The sequence below is a fragment of the Fusibacter ferrireducens genome (assembly GCF_015352425.1).
GTDB classification, from domain to species: domain Bacteria; phylum Bacillota; class Clostridia; order Peptostreptococcales; family Acidaminobacteraceae; genus Fusibacter_A; species Fusibacter_A ferrireducens.
This window is the reverse complement of record NZ_JADKNH010000001.1, coordinates 173,032-192,606: the sequence shown is the minus strand read 5'-3', so window position 1 is coordinate 192,606 and position 19,575 is coordinate 173,032. Positions and strand designations below refer to the sequence as shown.

19 protein-coding genes and 1 other annotated feature are annotated in these 19,575 nt (G+C 35.9%); of the genes, 9 read left to right on the top strand and 10 right to left on the bottom strand.

The window, feature by feature from the left end; all coding sequences use genetic code 11:
* Positions 1-102: 102 nt before the first annotated feature.
* Complete coding sequence (locus ISU02_RS00965; protein WP_194699910.1) at positions 103-1,032, top strand: substrate-binding domain-containing protein; 930 nt, start codon at positions 103-105, stop codon at positions 1,030-1,032.
* Positions 1,033-1,139: 107 nt separating this feature from the next.
* Complete coding sequence (locus tag ISU02_RS00960) at positions 1,140-1,748, top strand: DUF308 domain-containing protein (protein WP_194699909.1); 609 nt, start codon at positions 1,140-1,142, stop codon at positions 1,746-1,748.
* 149 nt (positions 1,749-1,897) lie between these two features.
* Here ISU02_RS00960 and ISU02_RS00955 read toward each other — a convergent pair whose 3' ends face one another.
* The 5 genes from ISU02_RS00955 to ISU02_RS00935 form a co-directional block, all read right to left on the bottom strand.
* The gene (locus ISU02_RS00955) at positions 1,898-3,913 is read right to left on the bottom strand and encodes a DUF6449 domain-containing protein (protein WP_194699908.1); all 2,016 of its coding nucleotides are present in this window, start codon (positions 3,911-3,913) and stop codon (positions 1,898-1,900) included.
* Complete coding sequence (locus tag ISU02_RS00950) at positions 3,888-4,808, bottom strand: ABC transporter ATP-binding protein (protein WP_194699907.1); 921 nt, start codon at positions 4,806-4,808, stop codon at positions 3,888-3,890. The genes ISU02_RS00955 and ISU02_RS00950 overlap by 26 nt, the downstream gene beginning before the upstream one ends.
* A 41-nt stretch (positions 4,809-4,849) precedes the next feature.
* Entirely contained in the window at positions 4,850-5,386 is a 537-nt protein-coding gene (pyrR, locus tag ISU02_RS00945) for a bifunctional pyr operon transcriptional regulator/uracil phosphoribosyltransferase PyrR (RefSeq protein ID WP_194699906.1), read from the bottom strand.
* Positions 5,387-5,395: 9 nt separating this feature from the next.
* Positions 5,396-6,310 (bottom strand): RluA family pseudouridine synthase, encoded by a 915-nt coding sequence (locus tag ISU02_RS00940; protein WP_194699905.1) that lies wholly within the window; start codon positions 6,308-6,310, stop codon positions 5,396-5,398.
* Positions 6,311-6,404: 94 nt separating this feature from the next.
* Positions 6,405-6,605, bottom strand: a complete 201-nt coding sequence (locus tag ISU02_RS00935; RefSeq protein ID WP_194699904.1) for a hypothetical protein — start codon at positions 6,603-6,605, stop codon at positions 6,405-6,407.
* A gap of 149 nt (positions 6,606-6,754) precedes the next feature.
* Here ISU02_RS00935 and ISU02_RS00930 point away from each other — a divergent pair, with 149 nt between their 5' ends.
* From ISU02_RS00930 to ISU02_RS00905, 6 genes are all read left to right on the top strand, one after another.
* Entirely contained in the window at positions 6,755-7,537 is a 783-nt protein-coding gene (locus ISU02_RS00930; protein WP_194699903.1) for a threonine/serine exporter family protein, read from the top strand.
* A 95-nt stretch (positions 7,538-7,632) separates the two neighbouring features.
* Entirely contained in the window at positions 7,633-8,085 is a 453-nt protein-coding gene (locus ISU02_RS00925; protein ID WP_194699902.1) for a threonine/serine exporter family protein, read from the top strand.
* Positions 8,086-8,171: 86 nt separating this feature from the next.
* On the top strand, positions 8,172-9,203 hold the full coding sequence (locus ISU02_RS00920) for a DUF4097 family beta strand repeat-containing protein (RefSeq protein WP_194699901.1): 1,032 nt from the start codon (positions 8,172-8,174) through the stop codon (positions 9,201-9,203).
* A gap of 208 nt (positions 9,204-9,411) precedes the next feature.
* Positions 9,412-9,729 (top strand): hypothetical protein, encoded by a 318-nt coding sequence (locus ISU02_RS00915; RefSeq protein ID WP_194699900.1) that lies wholly within the window; start codon positions 9,412-9,414, stop codon positions 9,727-9,729.
* A gap of 176 nt (positions 9,730-9,905) precedes the next feature.
* Entirely contained in the window at positions 9,906-10,694 is a 789-nt protein-coding gene (locus tag ISU02_RS00910; protein ID WP_194699899.1) for a superantigen-like protein SSL4, read from the top strand.
* Positions 10,695-10,705: 11 nt separating this feature from the next.
* The gene (locus ISU02_RS00905; protein ID WP_194699898.1) at positions 10,706-11,941 is read left to right on the top strand and encodes a D-alanyl-D-alanine carboxypeptidase family protein; all 1,236 of its coding nucleotides are present in this window, start codon (positions 10,706-10,708) and stop codon (positions 11,939-11,941) included.
* Between the two features lie 88 nt (positions 11,942-12,029).
* Here ISU02_RS00905 and ISU02_RS00900 read toward each other — a convergent pair whose 3' ends face one another.
* Together ISU02_RS00900 and ISU02_RS00895 are read right to left on the bottom strand one after the other, a co-directional pair.
* The gene (locus ISU02_RS00900; protein ID WP_194699897.1) at positions 12,030-12,455 is read right to left on the bottom strand and encodes a MaoC family dehydratase; all 426 of its coding nucleotides are present in this window, start codon (positions 12,453-12,455) and stop codon (positions 12,030-12,032) included.
* Between the two features lie 118 nt (positions 12,456-12,573).
* Positions 12,574-13,296 carry a beta-ketoacyl-ACP reductase gene (locus tag ISU02_RS00895; RefSeq protein ID WP_194699896.1) on the bottom strand — a complete coding sequence of 241 codons (723 nt, stop codon included), beginning with the start codon at positions 13,294-13,296 and terminating at the stop codon, positions 12,574-12,576.
* 181 nt (positions 13,297-13,477) lie between these two features.
* On the opposite strand from ISU02_RS00895, the gene ISU02_RS00890 reads away from it, so the two are divergent.
* Positions 13,478-13,798: a hypothetical protein gene (locus ISU02_RS00890; protein ID WP_194699895.1), complete on the top strand. Its 321-nt coding sequence runs from the start codon at positions 13,478-13,480 to the stop codon at positions 13,796-13,798.
* A gap of 157 nt (positions 13,799-13,955) precedes the next feature.
* Here ISU02_RS00890 and ISU02_RS00885 read toward each other — a convergent pair whose 3' ends face one another.
* From ISU02_RS00885 to ISU02_RS00875, 3 genes are all read right to left on the bottom strand, one after another.
* On the bottom strand, positions 13,956-15,296 hold the full coding sequence (locus ISU02_RS00885) for a Sapep family Mn(2+)-dependent dipeptidase (RefSeq protein WP_194699894.1): 1,341 nt from the start codon (positions 15,294-15,296) through the stop codon (positions 13,956-13,958).
* Between the two features lie 259 nt (positions 15,297-15,555).
* The gene (ileS, locus tag ISU02_RS00880; protein ID WP_194699893.1) at positions 15,556-18,651 is read right to left on the bottom strand and encodes an isoleucine--tRNA ligase; all 3,096 of its coding nucleotides are present in this window, start codon (positions 18,649-18,651) and stop codon (positions 15,556-15,558) included.
* 174 nt (positions 18,652-18,825) lie between these two features.
* Positions 18,826-19,061, bottom strand: a binding site (T-box leader).
* A gap of 162 nt (positions 19,062-19,223) precedes the next feature.
* Entirely contained in the window at positions 19,224-19,499 is a 276-nt protein-coding gene (locus tag ISU02_RS00875; protein WP_194699892.1) for a hypothetical protein, read from the bottom strand.
* Between the last annotated feature and the right edge of the window lie 76 nt (positions 19,500-19,575).

Here is a 19,575-nt window from a genome sequence, read left to right as displayed (position 1 = left end):
CGCACCAATGTATCTTATGTGTTGGCATAAATACAGTTGTATTGACATAAATGCAGTGCGTGTGAAATGATGAAATTCATTCTACTCAATTGAGAGGTCTCTATGAAAATAAAAATTGTACTGATCTCACTGATTGTGATGCTTTCAATCGGTGGTCTCTTCTACAGAGATAGCAAATCTGAGAATACTGTGAGGATAGGCGTGCTCTCAGAAACAGCATCTTTGCCCATCCTTGATGCCTATGATCAAGGCCTATTGGATCACTTAGAATTTCCTGTTGAAGTCATTGTCTATTCAACAGAAAATGCAATGCTTTATGATGCACGCATCGGGTTTTTAGATGGTTTTCTTTGTGAACCCTCTTCCTTTATTGTGGCTCATAAAACGCTCTCAGATTTTGTCATCATCTCAAGTACCTATAAGGAACTTTATCTCATTGGCTCAGAAAAGAATAATACTGCAACAAAATTAAGTGACGTCAAAGCTGCTGCAATGGGCATTTACAACTACAATCAATGCGAATTTTTCCTTGACCTCACAATTCAATCCCAAAATACAATTGGCATTTCAATGGATGAAGTTCTGGTCAATGATGCACTTTCACGCGTCAAACTTTTAGAAGATAACACTCTGGATTTTGGTATATTCACTTCTCCATATAGTGATTATCTCTTAAATCACAATGCCAAGTTAATTCAAAAAATGAGTGGGCTTAATCCTTCATATGCCATATTGACCATTAATAAATTCTATGAAAGTGCACATATTGATTTTGTAGAACAATTTTTGTCCAAACTCAATAGCTCATCTGAAGCGAAAACTTTGAAGCATTATAACGCTCTTATAGAAAAGTATTTTAATATTTCCGAACAGATTCAACTTTCTAAGCTCCCGATTAAGACGTCCTTTGAGTTACCAAATATGGACGACATGGACATTTTACTCAGTTGGCTCTATAATACAGAACGTATTCCATCTAAATTCAAATATGCCGATTTAGTCACTGATCTCATCTCAATAAAGTCACATTAACTTTTAGGTATGTTGCTTTTTTGTTAATAATATATTCATATTTTTGCCTTATACTAGCATTAGTATAACGATTTGATCCTAAATTTATTTAAACGGTTGGTGAAATCATGGAACATAATCATAAACTTAACGGTATTCAGTGGTCAGGCATTACACTGGGCATTATCGGTGCAACCTTGATCCTTTTTCCGACATTTATAGGCTTTTTAGCCATCAAATTTATAACGTTACTTTTGATGGTTATAGGTTTTTATGGCTTAACTTTTTCGTTGGTTATGCGAAGCCTTATGACGACATTTCTAAGTGCGTCTCTGCTCTTCATGAGTATCTTTGCCTTTATAAATCCTGAGTATATACTACTCATTATCGGCATCGCCTTTACTTTAAGTGGCGCTCATGGACTACTGCTTTACTCCAAGCAAAAATCTGACAATATCATCTTGTCGGCGATCTTGATGATCCTCCTTGGGGTCTTCGCCATTGTCAATTCTAAAGCAGCACTTGCAACGGTTATGATGATACTCGGCATTATTATTTTAGCTCTTGGTATCATTTTGGTCTATCAAGGCAAGTTGATGAAACCTTTAAAAAAGACTTTTTTCTATCGATACGGTTCAAATGATAATGCTCAAGACGCTTCAACTCACAATAGTCGCGTCATCATCAATATCGATTCAGATGAAGTGGAAGAAGTCGATTATAAAGACGTAAAATAGTAAGATTCCAAAAAAATAAGCACAGTCTTTAAAATGGTTATAAAACATTTAGAGACTGTGCTTTTTTAATATAAACGCGTTGATTAAAAAGTCACTTACTTTTAAGCATTCAAAGCAGAACTTACTTTTTCCTTTGAGGTCATTATAATTTAATGCGTAAACTCATCCAATACCTCTTGTGGTAAATTTTTCTTTTGGATGTAAGCGTAAACCATGCCATCAATTTTATCTTTAAGTCCAACGCCGACAACATAATAAGGTTCTTTGTCATCAAAGTATTCTCCATAAGACATTTTTTCTAAAATATCTTTGATCCACTCCGGTTCGACAACATTTACTGTTTTGGATTCTTCACCAATAACGGTGGTTGCCGATGATCTCAAGCCCACTTCTTCAAGAACGATGTAACTCACCGCTTCAGGCTTCAATGCAATATTGCTCAATACCCCTTTCTCATCAAGCCACGACTTCGTTTTAGAGAACTTTGAATTAAGCGGAATATCCACAATAATCGCTTGACTATCTACTTCGTCAAAGCCACTCAGATCAACACTATTATCTAATTCTTGTTCATCAAGAGCAACCACATTGACATTTGCATTATGCCTGTTATCATAAAATATAATATGCGCCTGATCGTATCTATTAAAAACTAAATCTTCAGCAGATGCCGCCATAACATCTTGTTTCAAAGCACTCAATAATTGATCTATGTCTTTCGTTGTCTCAATTTTTTCTCTATTGTTCCAAAATTGATTGCTCTCAATTAAAACCATTGAAACCGCATTTGGATCAAGATTAAAAATATCATAAGTTTGCTTCTTATACGCCTCAGAACTATACAGAGTATTAAAAATAGGTTTATATCGCAATTCTTCAATGATGTATTGACGCTTAATTTTAATGCCATTCTTCAAATTATACTGAATATAAAATTTTTTCCCCACCTTGCTCTCTACTTCTTCAGCTATGCGTTTTTTATGAATTTCTCTAATGGTTTCAATGTCTTCTATACTCGAATAAACCTTGCGATCATGTTCATCTTTAGGCGCATAAAGCGGCTCAAAAATCACGGATTCAATTGAACCGACGTCAGGCACCTTGCTTTCGAATCCAACAATGTCAAAATATATAACGCCTTGAAAAAGAACGATACATAAAATCATGACACCATATCCTTTGGCATATTTCTTGAAGACATTAATTTTTTTGTTGACAATAATGTGAGAGATATAATAGCCCAGTGTCCCACCGATAAGATATCCTGCAAATAAAGAGATTTCAGTTTCATAAATCACAGAGATATAGGTGCCTACCACAAATACACTACAAATTGTAACCCCCACTGTGAAAATAGGTTTTAAGACTTCAAAGGCCAGCACATCTCCAGCGGATTCATCTTTTCGCTTGGCATAGAGGAAAAAAATCGCAAACAAAAAAACGAATACAAACATTCCAATGCTCACATAGGTCATGTTCGAAATCCTTTTACATGAAAACTCGTAGAGTACTGTAAGAGGCGATAATTTTAAAATCACTTTGTCCATAAAACTATAATTATAGTAAAACCCTTTCAAGGTAAGCTCTAAATTGCTAAAAAGCAATGTCAAGATACCGTACGGTACTGAGAAGAAAATAAGAGTCATCAAAGCTGCTGCAATTGTAAAGCCAGATATTATCGAAATCAAAACTGAAAAAAAATACAGACTTAGCATATAAACACAATTCAAAACCAAAAATTCAAGCGGTGTATGAATCAACTGATTCCCAATGAATCCAGCAGAAGGGTAAAAAACGATTACAAAGAGTGTGAAAAACATTTGGGGAATTAAAAGTATAAACATACCTGTAACAAGTTTTGTACCAAGCCACTCATATCTTGAAAAGGGATAATTGTGAACTCTTGAGATCTGCAATTGATTATGTAGATACTTAAATTGAAATAGACCTAAAACAATGGGAATTGTCACAATTGTGAACAGATGCAGTGGTGCATCAAAATCCAGCAAGCGCAGCATATAATTTGCGAATCTCTCTTCCCCTGAGAGAGAAGCTATCGGCCCTATAAGCAAAAGCAATATAATATAAATGCCACCAATCCATCCGAAGTAGGTGAGATCATGTCTAATCACATGACTGTTATAAAATGATTTCTTTAATTTCATAGCCTTCCCCCCCTATTTCGTAGATAAAGACTTCCTCCAGTGACAGAGGGAGCATGTCAATAAACCGCGGACTATAGAGATTGAGCCATTTGAGAATATGATCTTTATCCCCTTTTATGATGTAATTATGTACGGAGCCCAATATATTTTCATATAATATCTTACCTGCGTTCAATTTTGTCGAATCTGGTTCAAATTCAAATGAAGTCTGTATCTTATGAATATCTGTTTTTAATTCGTCTAAATCCTTTTCCATGAGCAAACTGCCATTATGCAAAATCCCCACATAATCACATACATCCTCAAGCTCTCTGAGATTATGAGAAGAAATCAATACAGTGGTTCCACGTTCTTCAACATCTTGTAAGATCAAAGACCAAACGCGCCTTCTTGTGACGGGATCAAGTCCGTCCACAGGCTCATCCAAAATCAGGATATCTGGCATGCTCGAAATTGCAAGCCAAAAAGCCGCTTGTTTCTTCATGCCTTTTGACATTTTTCGAATCAAGTGATTTTCATCGATTTCAAACACCGTCTTTAAAGTTTCAAATCTCTTCTCATTAAAAAAAGGGTATATTTTTTTGTAAAATTTTGAAATTTTTTTCACCGTGTCTGTTGTATTGAAGTAGAGATCATCTGGAATATAAGCCATACGCTTTAGTATTCGACTATTGTCGTATACAGGTTCTCCATCTATTAAAACCTCTCCACCATCTTGATAATAAGAACCCACTATATGTTTGATCAACGTGGTCTTTCCTGCCCCATTGGGGCCAATTAGGCCATAAATCGAACCCTGTTTGACATGTAAATTGATGCCTTTCAATACTTTGAAGTCTCCAAAATACTTAATCAGATCTTGAACTTCTATGAAGTTCAAACTTGAACTCGACATGATAACATTCCTCCTACAAAAACAAATGTATTTTACATTTTCTATTTTTGATAGATGGCAACTTCATTAAAATCATCTACCTCTAAAACTTTAACTTTTACAATTTCTTTGCTCGATGTCGGCACATTTTTTCCCACATAATCTGGTCTAATCGGTAATTCTCGGTGTCCTCTATCGACTAACACCGCCAGTTGTATCGATGCTGGTCTACCATAATCTATTATGGCATCCATTGCAGCGCGAACCGTTCTTCCCGTATAAATCACATCATCCACCAAAATAACAACCTTGCCATCAATTTCAAAATCAACGTCAAGCCCCTTAACATCCGGTTGATAACTCTTTAAAGACAAATCATCTCTATACATTGTAATATCCAGACTGCCAACTTTTAGTGGCCTGCCTTCTATGGTTGCAATTTTGTTTGAAAGTCTGTTTGCAAGTGGAACCCCCCTTGATTTGATCCCTACTAATACCAAGTTATCGATGCCCTTATTCTTTTCAATGATTTCATGCGCAAGACGTGTCAGCGTTCTATCAATTGCTTTTTCATCTAATATTTGTGCTTTAAACTCCATTGTACCCTCCTATAAACTTCTACACTTATTCAGTAATTTTGTAAAATATTCTGGTAAATCTGATTCAAAAATCATCATTTCATGTGTTGTTGGATGTTCAAATCCTATTATTTTTGCGTGAAGGGCCTGACCTTCGTATTTTACGCGTTCAGATTTAACGCCATAAACGGGGTCTCCAAGAAGCGGATAGCCAATTGAAGCCATATGCACCCTTATCTGATGTGTCCTACCCGTTTCGAGTTTTAATTTTACAAGCGTATGATACTTAAAGCGTTCAAGCACTTCATAATGTGTGACAGCCTCTCTTCCATCTGGGACAATGGCAATCTTTTTACGATCTTTAGGATGCCTGCCAAGCGGCTTGTCTATTGTCCCCGAATCACTTTTGACGACGCCATTCACGATTGCATAATACACCCTCACTGTGGATTTATCTTTAAGTTGAGCTGCCAGACACTCATGTGCCTTATTGTTTTTAGCAACCATTAGAAGTCCAGAAGTATCTTTATCAATTCGATGCACGATCCCCGGTCTTATAACCCCATTAATTGATGAAAGTTTCTCAGTAAATGCCATCAAAGCATTCACAAGCGTTCCCGTATAATTACCTGGTGCTGGATGTACCACCATCCCTTGTGGCTTGTTGATAATCATGAGATCATCATCCTCGTAGACAATCTCCAGAGGAATCGATTCAGCCTTTATACTCAAAAGCTCTGGTTCAGGGATATGAATCTCTATAAAATCATCCATGGATACCTTAATTTTCTTGCTGTTCAACACCTCGCCATTTAACGTCACATGGCCACCTGTTATTAACTTTTGTATATAATTTCTTGAGAGATCATTCAGTGCTTCTGACAGATAGGCATCTATCCTAATATTTTCAGATTCACAAACAATCTGTATTTTTTCATTAACCAACTGCTACCTTCTTTCAAAAAAAATAAAGCACTTTTATAAGTGCTTTCATGTGACCATTTTATCAAATTTTAAAGATTTTTAGAAGTTTTATTTTTTAAAATACGAGCTTTAGTAAAAACATAATGGCCATAACAGCAAAAATAGGCACTACGAAGAATAATGCTACAGGAATAAAGAATAGAAACAAAGCCATCCCGATCAAACTGAAGAATAATTTTGTAATCCCGAAACCTATATGAAACAACACTTTCATTAACATAATAATAACAAATATACTTAAAATAAGACTTAACATTTAACGCTCTCCTCTCCTTATTCATGTTATAATATTTTAGATTGTATATTACTGTTTTACATCTACTATAAGCGTATCATAACACCCTAAGATTCAAAACAAGTTAGTCTTATATTAGAAGCAGATTAAAATGAGAAAAGGACCTCTATATGAAAATACAAACCGAACAAAAACGCATCGTTGATATTGCTTTAAAGGCAGGCAATATTATGCTTACAAATGGCGCTGAGACTTATCGTGTTGAAGATACCGTTCAGAGAATGATGGCATCGCGTGGGCTTGAGGATGTTCATGTTTTTGTAATTCCAACAGGAATCATCGTTTCTGCCAATATAGATAATCATCCGACAACGATCCTTGAGCGCGTTCACGGCGAAGGCATAGATCTTGAAGTGATCGATCGAATAAACGCGCTCTCTAGGCAATTCACAAGTACAGACATGCCTATAGAAGCAGCAAGTGACGCCATTGATTTGCTTGTAAATCATCCTCCTGCTTTTTCTAAATGGACACGTTTTTTCTTTAGTGGCATGGCAGGTGGCTTTTTTATATTTCTCTTTAAAGGTTCATTCGTTGAATTCTTATTGGCTTATATTGTGAGTTCCTTTACAGTACTTTGTTTCGATTCCCTTTCAGATAAACGCCTCAATTTCTTTGTCAAAAATATCATTGGCGGCTTTTTAGCTTCTCTTTTTGGCATTATAAGCGTATCGCTCATAGGGTGCTTTGGCATTTACGCTTCACTTAATATGGTCATTATAGGGCCACTTATGACGCTTGTCCCCGGTGTATCATTGAACAATGGCATTAGAGACTTGATCTCTGGGGAACTTTTAGCTGGCAGCGCTAAAATCACGGAAGCTCTATTCATTGCCATAGCGCTTGCATTTGGTGTGGGCATCATGCTTCAACTTGGCATTAATTTTATATAGTATATCCACAAACAATGCGCATCTATAAGTAACTTAGTATAAAAGTGCATCTCTTAACTGAAAACTGTATATTGCATTCATAGAAAGGACTTTTTATGTATATCATCACTCAAGGGATTTATGCTCTATTTAGTGTTATTGGGTTCTCAATCATATTCAATTTACCGAGAAAACTCATTCCCTATGCAGGTGTCACCGGCATGATTGGCTGGATGGTTTACGTCACTTTACAGGGGCAAACCTCCAATTTCATACTACCTGCCGTGGTAGGCTCAGTTGCTGTTGGATTAATCGGTGAAATTCTAGCTGCAATCACAAGACATCCTTCCACGATGTTTACAATTCCAGGCATCATCCCTTTTGTACCGGGTTATGGGATATATTACACCATGCTCTACATCGTTCAGAAAGATTTCGATCAAGCCATGACAACGGGTGCTCAATCACTTTTTGTTGCCATTTCAATTGCTTGCGGCGTTTTACTTGCCACATCACTTATGAGATTTATTAGGCCCTCTATGGATAAATGGTTGGAAAAAATCAGATAATATTATGATTTTAATGGCTTTCTAACGCAATATTAACTCTATATCATTATACTCAAATCATAATAAATCAAATGGAGGCATTATCAATGAAACGTATCTCATCAATTTTACTCATTGGTCTTTTTGCATACATACTCAGTGGATGTACTTATTGGACCATGAACACAAATGAATCACAGCGCGAAGTATCTGTAAACGAAACCATCGATAAGGAAGAATATATCTACACAGATGATTTTTCTGATTATAAAAAAATAGACCTTAATTTAAATATTGATGTCAGTGATGTTACCATAAAAAAAGTAAACAACCAAACCTTTACTTTGACTCAACATGCAAACAAAACGAAACTATTCGTCATTCCAACAAGTACACCTGATGGGGATACGCTTCACTTATCGTTCGATTCTCCAAAACATCAAACGCACTTTAACACGCTTAATAGTAAGATCGTGATTGAACTACCTGAAAGTTTTCTCTATAACATCCATTCCAATGTAGATGTCGGCAAATTTGAACTCAATTCGGATACACTCCATTTTGAAAAATTGGACGTCAGTTCAGATGTAGGCGATATAAATATCATACTTGCTTCTGAACAAGATGAACTTAAATATGTAGATCTTTCAAGTGATGTTGGCAAAGTCAATTTAGAGCTCCAAAATGATGCTGCCAAACTCGATGCCATCTCACTGAGCTCTGATGTTGGTGATTTGCTCTTAAAGACATCAGGGGCATACCCTACACTTCAAGAGGTTGAGGTAAACGGTAACACTGGCAAAGTGACGCTTTCTATGAATGGCAATTATGATAATGCGTTTACACTTGATGCAAATTCCGATATTGGCCAAGTTAAACTGGATTTAAAAGGCGACTATGCGGAAAATACAAAACTAAGGTGTACTACCTCCACAGGTGGTCTCAAATTAAAACTTGATGAAAACTTAAAGGTTAAATTAATTGCCGAAAAAGAAGATTTCATTTCGAAAATTAAATTCCAAAATGTCAATTATACTGCACAGGAAGATTGCTTTTTCATAAATAATGCCAATTCTGATCAGTTCGACATGACTATTGAAGCGTACTCGGACATTGGAGATATTGAAATCTACCATTAATACAGCATAAAATACAAAAGCCCATTTGATTTTTATCAAATGGGCTTTTAAGATTTGACCTGTAAAAATTTTCTTAAAAAGTGCTCTAGGCCAAAGGCCCTTTTACGTGACATCATTTTATTCAAATCTGTTTTTTTACAACAAAAGTGCTAATTTATCAGAATAATGGGTATATTTAAAATAGATGCTTTAGAAAGGGGTGAAGCTTATGTTATCCTTGTATTTACTTGGTGTTGTTATGATATTTAAAGGCGTGGAAATCCGATTGCACTTATACCTCCCAGATAAAGATCAATTCTTGGAAAAATATAGACATGACTTCATCATATATGATGCAAATGCTTTTCTGAAATTTTTAAGTCTTATCTATTTAGCTTCTGGGACAATGTTCATCTTTGCACTTACCTATAACAGTGTTGTGCCTAATTTCTCAACGATGCTTATTTCATATGGCTTATGTATCTATTTTATTCAACTTATTTTGAGCAATTTGGGTAAAAAATATTACAAGAAAAGATTTAGTTAAATTGTAACCCTATTGACACTTTATATATGATAAAATTATTAGTGGGATGTATCTTATGATACATTCCTTTTTTATAGACACTGGCATCAAGATAGACAAAAGCAACAAAATAGGCAACAGCAGCAAAAATCAGTTTGGTAATAAGAAACTTGCTTAATTGAATGGAAGGACATACTATGAAATATTATTTAAGAAGTATTCTCGCTGTGGGCATGATTACCACTTTTATTTTCACGACAGGCTGCCAAAAGGATGAATCCAAACCGATTCAAACCCCTGTTGAAGTAGAAGTATCACAACCAGAAAAACCTCAGGAAGAAGAGAGCAAAACGACATCTCCTCCTGTTGAAACACAGCCTGAAGAAAGTGAAATAACACCACCTAAAACCGAACTTGCCAATGATTATCAGTATGAACTTACAACCAGTTCATCCACTGAAGAAGGCATTTATACAATTGAGTATCCCGTGATGAAAGGTCTTGCTGGAGAACTCACGCAAGATTATATTAATCAATCTCTAAAAAATGCAGCCATGTCAATGCTTTTGCCTGACGTAAGCGTTGAAAATCCACTTGTTGTGACTTATGAAATCAAACGTCAAGACAAAAAATATCTAAGTGTACTCTATAAGGGTTTACTCACCTGGGAAAATGGCGCCATTGAAATTTGGAACCCGATTACGATTGACATGCATTCAAGCAACTTAATTTTAAATGAAAATTTGGTCAAAGATGATCTTAAATCCAAAACTGAATTTAACCATATTTTTTCAGAAGCTGCGCTTCAAATGGGATTTGAATTTGAATCCCCTGAAGATTGGATGGGCATGTATTTCACAGATGACGAAATTGTCTTTTACTTCATGGAAAATGATTTTGCCACAAATTATACTCTAATTCAAATTCCATTTTCTCGAGTAATGGACTATATCAACATTGATTTTGACACTCACCCAACCAACTGACAGGAGCACTCATGACATTTAGAAATCTATTCGGCAAGAAAATATTAAAGCATTGCATCACCCTTGCAACTTCAGTTTGTATATTCACAACAAACATGCCTGTATATGGCACTGAAATAATAAATCCAACAGACTTTCAAAACGGAAACGATCTCACGCACTTTTCTCAGGCGTATATGCTTTCTGATCTTGATGGTCACTACAATGTTTTTTCTTACAATGTTTCAAAACCACTTGGCATTGCGAGCTTGACAAAGTTAATGACCTTAAGCATTGTCCTGGATGAAATAAATCAAGGTCATATGACGTTAAATGAGATGGTTACAATCAGTGAACATGCCCTTTCTCAGGATGGAAATGGTTTAAAATTACATGTTGGAGAGCAAATGAGTGTAGATGATTTGTTGCACGGCATGCTTATTTGTTCTTCTAATGATGCTGCTGTGGCACTTGCAGAACGTGTTGCAGGCTCAGAATCCGCATTTGTCAAATTGATGAATCAAAAGTCTGCTTCATTAGGCTTAAATTCGGTTTCATTTGTAAACGCTTCAGGGTTGACCCAATATGATGCTTCTAAAAATACACTCCCTGACCAAAATATGATGAATAGTATCGAATTGCTCAAGCTCACTCAATATCTGTTGACACACTATCCTGAACTTACTGAAATTACCAACCTTGAGAGTTGGACACTTAATTCAAAGCAGATCGTCAAGCACAATACAAATGCGCTCTTGGAAACCATACCCGAAGTAGATGGCTTTAAGACTGGATTCACTAATTTTGCAGGGTATTGTCAAGTTACAACTGCACATCTAGATTTTGGTAGTGTTGATACGAAAATTATCGATGACCTCACACATCAATTCAATTCTTTTCCCTCAGAAAAAGAGATTGTTGCCATTGTACTTGGGGCTTCTTCAAAATATCGAAAGAATGATATTACTTCGACCTTAATCAACTATGCAAAAAATCAATGTCAACTCTATTTACTGTGTAAAGATACTGTTCCCATGTATGTAAAAGACTTTGATTTACCTCCCGATTGCGGTATTTTCCCAACGGATACCATTTCCTTGACCTATCCAAAGTCAGGGCACATTGAATACACGATTATGTTGGACCCCTTTTGGAAGAAGAGTCCAAAATTCATCCCTTCAATGCCCGTGGGAAAAATTATATTTTATGACAAAGATCAATACTTGCTCAGTGTAGATCTCATACTAAAAGAACTGTCTCAGTACTAATATGAGACAGTTCTTTTGTATTTACAGTACTTTTATGTTTCCAATTCCTATGTGCTAAATCACGTAATTTATTCCTTGAATACTATCACTATTTTTGTTTTACTGGAGGCATTACAGTTGCCTGTCCATCCACCACGATTTCACCTTTTTGATTTGTAATCGTTGTCTTCAAAATAACTCTGTTGCGCTCCACATTCATTTCCACGACCTCTGCCTTCGCTTCAATGGTATCTCCGAAATATACAGGTTTTTTAAATTTTAATTCTTGGCCCAAATAAATCGTGCCTGCCCCAGGTAAATGGCAGCCCAAAACGGTAGAGATTAAACTTGCACTCAGCATACCATGTGCAATTCTCTCTTTAAACATGCTTTTGCTTGCTTCTACAGCATTTATATGAGCAGGATTAAAGTCACCACTGATCCCTGCATATAAATATACATCACCTTCTGATATGGTTTTCTGAAATACTGCAAAATCACCAATTTTAATTTCCTGAATAGATTTACTTTGCATAATTGGCCTCCTCAAATGCAATTTCTATAAATAAAGATATTTTACTATCACAAAGTGTCCATTTTAGTTGACACTTTTCTTTGAAATAATTTGAAAGTGTAAAGAAAAATGATCACCCCTATAATCGCAACCCACCATTTACAGATAGCGTATGGCCCGTGATAAATGAAGCTTCGTCACTAGCTAAAAAAAGAACGGCATTGGCAATTTCTTCTGGCTCACCTAAACGCCCCAACATCGTTTTAGCTTTGATTGGATCTAAAACCTTATCGGGTACTGTTTTCATCATCTCAGTGTTAACATAACCTGGTGCTACTGAATTCACTCTAACTGCTGCCCCTTTTCTTGAGAATTCTTTAGCCCATGATTTAGCCATGCCTATTACACCCGCCTTAGTTGCGGCATAGTTTGTCTGTCCCACATTGCCATACTCGCCAACCACAGAAGCAATATTGATAATAGAACCTTTATTATTGGTCATCATATGTGGTCCTACAGCTTGTGTTAAATTGAAAACGCCTTTTAAATTAACATCAATAACCATATCCCACATGTCTTCAGTCATTTTATGAATCAATGCATCTTTGGTAATGCCCGCATTATTGACTAAGATATCAATATGTCCATATTTCTTTACAGTTTCGTCTACAAACTGTTCTATTTCTGTACGATTTGTCACATTTAGAGCGACATCTTCAATATTTGCTCTGCTTTCTGTCGGTATTTTCATATCAGCAGAAACAACCATTGCCCCCTCTCTTACGAATGCATCACAGATAGAACTCCCTATGCCACTTGCTCCACCCGTTACAATTGCTACTTTTCCTTCTAAACGCTTCATATATAATCTCCTTTCAATTAATAATATAAATTTTTTCACTTTAATAATATGCAATTCTAATGCCAAAAGACTAATCAGAGGCAATACAACACATCCTCATTTCTCATTTCTTCAAATAATTATTTTGTTTTTTGGTTGGAAATTAGGTATACTATAAAAAAGGAATGGAGGTATACGTTTTATGAGTTCAAAGGCAAAAGCAGAATCTTTAATTGAATACTTCAACAATACAAATAGAGAAATGGTGGAAATATATGTAGAAGGTATTGGATGGCTTATTATTCTAAAAGAGAACATTGAAATTGTGTCTGATAACTGGTTTGCTTCAACCAAATACAATTCATCTACCATTGAAATCTTCAACTCAGAGTCTTCATTAATGCGCCTGACAAATGTATACAAATTGAATTCTTCATTTGTTGAGAATGCCAATAACGTCAAGTACAATTTAATGTTCGAAGACATATGTATATTTATTGATAAAGTATCTGCATTTTTTTAAGTATCTACATTTTTTAAGTATCTACATTTTTTAAATTATTTGAATTTAAAAGCACTTTATAAGGTTATAATAATCATCAACCTTATAAAGTGCTTTCTATTTTGAGTGTAATAAAATATAAAAATTAATCGAGAACACGTTAGCTCGCTTTTATGCGTCAATTTTCCAATAATAATTGAATAGATTTTGCGTAAATTTGAACTGCTTTCATCAAAAAATCGAGATCAATAAACTCATCTACTTGATGTTCTGTTCTTGCCTGTCCTGGAAAAAACGCTCCAAAGGCAACGCAGTTTTCCATTGATCTCGCATAGGTCGCTCCACCGATAGACCGTGGCGTCCCATCAAGTCCTGTTTCTTCTTCATAAGCTGATGTTAATTTTTCCACCAGTGGATGTGTTTTTTCAATATATTTTGGGGCAAGATCACCGAGCACTTCATAGCTAAGATTGTATTTTTCTGCCACACGCCTTAAGCCATTTTCTATAAAACTTCTATTCAGACTAACAGGTATTCTCAAATCTATCCAGATAACTTCTCCTGCTTCAGAGAAATCAATTTTTCCAATATTGATCGTTAACTTGCCTGATAAATCATCGCTGCAATTTCCAAAGATAAGTTCTCCATAGTTTGTGAGACCTATTCTTTCTGCTAAAAAATCAATTCCAGGTGAACTTTTGCCCAGTTCCTTAACTGCCAATATCAATCGATTTATCGCATTGATCCCTAAATTGGGTTTAGAAGCAGGCACACTCTTCCCCACGACGATAATCTCTTCTCCATCATTTTCATAATCAAAGCCATTTTTCTTTAAAATTTTTTCGAGTTTTAAGTAGTCATTGCAAACAATTTGTGCTGATTCAGGAACAGCATTCAACGCATTCCCCGCTTTGATATTTACAGGGGATTTGGATGTCGATTTAAGCTTTACTTGAAGCACCCCCTTTTCAGCAAAAATCACTGGGAAGGAAGCATCTGGTGCAAAACTGATTTGAGGCACTTCTTGCTCTTTCAGATATTTATTGATACCCCGCCACTGATTTTTTTCATCAGTGCCAAATATAATTCTAATACGCTTTTTAAATTCAACTTGCAGATCCATAAGCGCCTTAACCGCATACATCGCTGCAACGATTGGTCCCTTATCGTCTTGAGCACCTCTACCATACAATTTATTGCCCTTTAACACCCCTTCAAAAGGTGGATATGCCCAATGATCTGGATCACCTTCTGATACCACATCAAGGTGGCCTAAAATACCTATCAAGGCTTCACCTACACCTATTTCAGCATATCCATAATAGCCTTTTGGATCATAATAAGTTCTAAATCCAAGTTCTTCTGCAATCTTAAGTACACATTTTAAGGCATCATCTATTGCACTTCCAAATGGTTTTTCCTGAGAATTTGTTTCAATTATACTAGGGATTTTTATCAATCTAATAATATCATGAGTCATTTGCTCTTTTAATGCCATGGTTGCTTCGTTTATTTTCATATGAATCCCTCCCTTTAGTATATATATGAACTCATTTGGCAAAATCTAATCATATTTTTTTGAAAGCCACATTTGGGGCACCGCTCAATGCCCCAAAGCGATTTTCGCTGATGCTGTTTGAGGGTGAACATCCCTCAGCTCAGCTTTCGGCTCAAATCTTGTTGTTTAATTAAAAAACTGCTTTCAATCTTTTGAATAGATTAAAAGCAGTTTTATGGTTTAATAAATTTACTTTTCTATAATTCTGTAGCTAATACTTTTACATTTTCTCCAAGAACAATCCAACCTCGTGACCATTCAACTGATGCATTTCATATGCCTTTTCTGCATCTTTAACAATCTCAGTACCTAAAGTTTCAGACATGATATAGTCTTTATGTGTACTGATGCCTTGTTCAAATTCAGCATCACATTTATAGAATATTTTAATGTTATCCATCATTTCATAATCATTTGATTTTCTCATTTGTTGAATTCTTGAAATCATCTCACGTGCATAACCTTCGCCAATGAGCGTCTCATTTAAGTTTGTATTTAAGATGATAAACACATTATTTTCCATTTTGACCGTGAACCCTTCTTTAGCCGTGATATTAATCAAAACATGTTCACTCGTCAAAGTAAATGGTGTACCAGCAACCTCAACCTCAAATGCTTCTCCACTCTCAAGTCTCATAGCATATTCTTGAGGATCAAAACCAGCAAGTACTTTTGAAAATGCGCCCATATTTTTACCCAATATAGGACCTAGTACTTTGAAATTAGGTTTGAGTTGGAAATTCATATATTCCGGTAAATCTGTTGTGAAGATAACTTCTTTAACATTGAGTTCTTCCATAATCAATGGTACTAAATCACCAATTAAAGCTTCATGTTTACCGTCAACAACCACATTTTGGATAGGTTGTCGCACTTTAATCTTAACTGATTCTCTCGCAGCTCTTCCCAGTGTCACAAGATCTCTTACAAGGTCCATTCTATCTTCAATGCGTTTATCAATTAATTTTTCATCTGCTTGAGGATAATGACTCACATGAATTGAGACCTCACCCGTCAAGTTTCTATAAATTTCTTCTGTTAAGAAAGGTGCAAAAGGTGCCGCCAATTGGCAAACTGCAATTAACACCTCATAAGTTGTATTGTAAACTGATTGTTTATCTAACGAAAGCTCTGCATCCCAAAAACGACGTCTAGATCTTCTGATGTACCAATTGGATAAATCTTCACTGACGAATTCTTGAATTCGTCTAACGGCCTTGGTAAGATCAAATATCTCAAGATCATTATTGACCCCCTTGATCAAAGAATTTAATTTGGATAAGATCCATTGATCGAGTTCAGGTCTATCTTTTGGTTCTACACTAAATTGACTTACGTCTATACCGTCGGTATTAGCATAAAGCGTAAAGAAATTGTATACGTTTTTAAGCGTCCCAAAGAATTTTGAATTGACTTCAATGAGCCCTTCTTCATCAAACTTTGTTGGCACCCAAGCTGGCGAAACATATAAGAGATACCATCTCACAACATCAGCACCATATTGATCGAGTAAGTTAAATGCATCCACTGTGTTGCCTTTAGACTTGGACATCTTCTTGCCATGCTTATCTAAAATCAAATCGTTTACCAACACATTTTTATAAGGAGAAACACCCATGACAAAAGTACTGATGGCAATTAACGAATAGAACCATCCTCTGGTTTGATCAATACCCTCACAAATAAAATCTGCAGGATAAAGTGATTCAAAATTCTCTTTATTTTCAAATGGATAGTGATGTTGTGCAAAAGGCATTGCACCACTATCGAACCAACAGTCAATGACGTCTGGCACTCTATTCATCACACCATTACATTTTTCACAAGTCAAGTGAACATCATCTACATAAGGTCTATGAAGTTCAATAGAATCATCAATATCCTCTATTGCTCTTTCAGCAAGTTCTTTTCTTGAACCTACACTGGTTAGATGACCGCAATCGCATTTCCATATATTAAGTGGTGTTCCCCAATATCTACTTCTTGAAATAGCCCAATCATTAAGGTTTTCAAGCCAGTTGCCAAAACGCTTTTCTCCTACATAATCTGGATACCAATTAACAGCATTGTTATTTGCAATTAACTGATCCTTAAGTTTTGTCATTTCTATATACCAACTTGGTTTAGCATAATATAGCAATGGCGTTTTACATCTCCAGCAATGCGGATAGTTGTGGTCCATTTTTTGTTTTCTGAAGAGCAAATTGTTTTCAGCAAGCCATTGGATGATTTCAGGATCTGCATCCATTACAAATTGTCCTTCCCAAGGTGTCAAAGTATACTTGCCTTCTTCGTTTACAGGTTGTAGAACTGGCAAATCATAACGTACACCTGTGTTGTAGTCATCTTCACCAAATGCTGGTGACGTATGAACGATACCTGTACCATCTTCCACCGTAACATAATCTGCACAAGTTACAAAAAATGCTTTCTTATCTACAGGCACAAAAGGCATAAGTTGTTCATATTCCATATATTCTAAATCCTTGCCTTTCATTTCTGCAAGAACTTCATATTCGCCATCCAAAACAGAAGGTGCAAGATTTTTTTCTACATAGTAGACTTCATTATTGCTCTTGACTTTCACATAGGTTTCATTTGCATTCACAGTTAAAGCAACATTCGAAGCCAGTGTCCAAGGTGTTGTCGTCCAAACGAGGAAGTACTCATCTTTGTCTTTCACTTTAAACTTCACATAGACAGTAACTGTTTTAATTTCTTGATATCCTTGTGCAACCTCGTGTGATGCAAGACCTGTCCCACATCTTGGACAGTAAGGCAATATTTTATGCCCTTCATAGATGTAGTCCTCTTTAAAGAACTTATCTAAAATCCACCATTCTGTTTCAATATAATTGTTTTCAAGCGTGATATATGGATTATCCAAATCAATTAAATAGGCCATTTTTTTTGTCATTTCACGCCATGCGTCTTCATATTCAAAAACTGATGCACGACATTGATGATTAAAATTTTCTATCCCATAAGCTTCAATAGCAGACTTGTCGTTGAGATTTAAACGCTTTTCAACTTCAATCTCAACCGGCAAACCATGAGTATCCCAACCAGCTTTACGCTTTACTTGGTAACCTTGCATGGTTTTATAACGGCATACGGCATCTTTAAGAGCACGTGCAAGTACATGGTGAATACCCGGTTTGCCATTGGCTGTAGGCGGCCCCTCAAAGAAAATGAACGGTTTCTCGCCTTCACGACTTTCAACGCTTAACTTCAGTAGATCAATTTCCTCCCAATAGCTGCGAACACTGCCTTCCGATTCAGCTACTGCTTTCTTGCTGAGCTCTTTATAACTCATATCCATCATCCTTCCCTATCTTAACTGATACATTTATTTGTGTTAGCAACATTTCAGCCATCTCTCGATGACTCAAAGCGATTTTCGCTGACGCTGTTTGAGGTTAAACATTCCTCAGCACAGCTTTCGGCTCAAATCTTGTTGTTTAAATAAAAAGTCCCATAGTTCTATGAACTATGGGACGAATATGCCGTGGTACCACCCAAATTACATGTCTAGAGTTCAAATCCAAACTCAAAGACTATGTCACTCTCTAATGTTAACGGTATTAGACCGATTTAGACTACTCACGTGCGTTTTCGAATAAATTGCTATGGGTGATCTTCCGTAATGCTAACTATCAGTTCACACCAACCACTGACTCTCTTGAAGGTTAATCACTACTTACTCTTCCCAATCTCTGCTTTATTTATGAAACATTCGACTTTAATTATAAATGAATTCCCATTTACAGTCAACTATTTTATAAGTAAATCTTGGACCTCATCAGCTTAGAGTAGACTTCTACCTCATTTAGATCAATGCCAAAGGATCGTTAGCAAACCAAAAGTTCTTGCAATTAATTAACCGCATTATTCAATATAAGCTTCAATCATCTTAACTTCACCCTCTTTTGTAACTTTATCCGTACCGCCTTCTTTGTTCTCCTCATTCTTCCATTCTACCACATAAGCATTCCATTTGATATCAATGGACACGATTTGAGGTGTCCCGTTATCATTTGTATGCTTTGAAATCACTAACTGTTTTGCTTCTTGCTCCGAAATCGAATCACTTATTGAAGAGCACCCGCCAACGAGTATTAATACTAAAAGAATTGGTACTAATTTTACAAAATTCATTTTCATACGCTCACTTCCTTAAAAAATAATATGTATCGCTATAGTAATAAGACGACTCATTATCAGATAAAGTTCCCAAAAT

Excerpts from the sequence above, each read along its gene's own strand:
- ISU02_RS00890 (WP_194699895.1), top strand. The coding sequence starts at position 13,478 with ATGAGTTCAAAGGCAAAAGCAGAATCTTTAATTGAATACTTCAACAAT.
- ISU02_RS00925 (WP_194699902.1), top strand. The coding sequence starts at position 7,633 with ATGTATATCATCACTCAAGGGATTTATGCTCTATTTAGTGTTATTGGG.
- ISU02_RS00895 (WP_194699896.1), bottom strand. The coding sequence starts at position 13,296 with ATGAAGCGTTTAGAAGGAAAAGTAGCAATTGTAACGGGTGGAGCAAGT.
- ISU02_RS00955 (WP_194699908.1), bottom strand. The coding sequence starts at position 3,913 with ATGAAATTAAAGAAATCATTTTATAACAGTCATGTGATTAGACATGAT.
- ISU02_RS00935 (WP_194699904.1), bottom strand. The coding sequence starts at position 6,605 with ATGTTAAGTCTTATTTTAAGTATATTTGTTATTATTATGTTAATGAAA.
- ISU02_RS00900 (WP_194699897.1), bottom strand. The coding sequence starts at position 12,455 with ATGCAAAGTAAATCTATTCAGGAAATTAAAATTGGTGATTTTGCAGTA.
- ISU02_RS00960 (WP_194699909.1), top strand. The coding sequence starts at position 1,140 with ATGGAACATAATCATAAACTTAACGGTATTCAGTGGTCAGGCATTACA.
- ISU02_RS00875 (WP_194699892.1), bottom strand. The coding sequence starts at position 19,499 with ATGAAAATGAATTTTGTAAAATTAGTACCAATTCTTTTAGTATTAATA.
- pyrR (WP_194699906.1), bottom strand. The coding sequence starts at position 5,386 with ATGGAGTTTAAAGCACAAATATTAGATGAAAAAGCAATTGATAGAACG.
- ileS (WP_194699893.1), bottom strand. The coding sequence starts at position 18,651 with ATGAGTTATAAAGAGCTCAGCAAGAAAGCAGTAGCTGAATCGGAAGGC.
- ISU02_RS00885 (WP_194699894.1), bottom strand. The coding sequence starts at position 15,296 with ATGAAAATAAACGAAGCAACCATGGCATTAAAAGAGCAAATGACTCAT.
- ISU02_RS00930 (WP_194699903.1), top strand. The coding sequence starts at position 6,755 with ATGAAAATACAAACCGAACAAAAACGCATCGTTGATATTGCTTTAAAG.
- ISU02_RS00965 (WP_194699910.1), top strand. The coding sequence starts at position 103 with ATGAAAATAAAAATTGTACTGATCTCACTGATTGTGATGCTTTCAATC.
- ISU02_RS00920 (WP_194699901.1), top strand. The coding sequence starts at position 8,172 with ATGAAACGTATCTCATCAATTTTACTCATTGGTCTTTTTGCATACATA.
- ISU02_RS00905 (WP_194699898.1), top strand. The coding sequence starts at position 10,706 with ATGACATTTAGAAATCTATTCGGCAAGAAAATATTAAAGCATTGCATC.
- ISU02_RS00950 (WP_194699907.1), bottom strand. The coding sequence starts at position 4,808 with ATGTCGAGTTCAAGTTTGAACTTCATAGAAGTTCAAGATCTGATTAAG.
- ISU02_RS00910 (WP_194699899.1), top strand. The coding sequence starts at position 9,906 with ATGAAATATTATTTAAGAAGTATTCTCGCTGTGGGCATGATTACCACT.
- ISU02_RS00915 (WP_194699900.1), top strand. The coding sequence starts at position 9,412 with ATGTTATCCTTGTATTTACTTGGTGTTGTTATGATATTTAAAGGCGTG.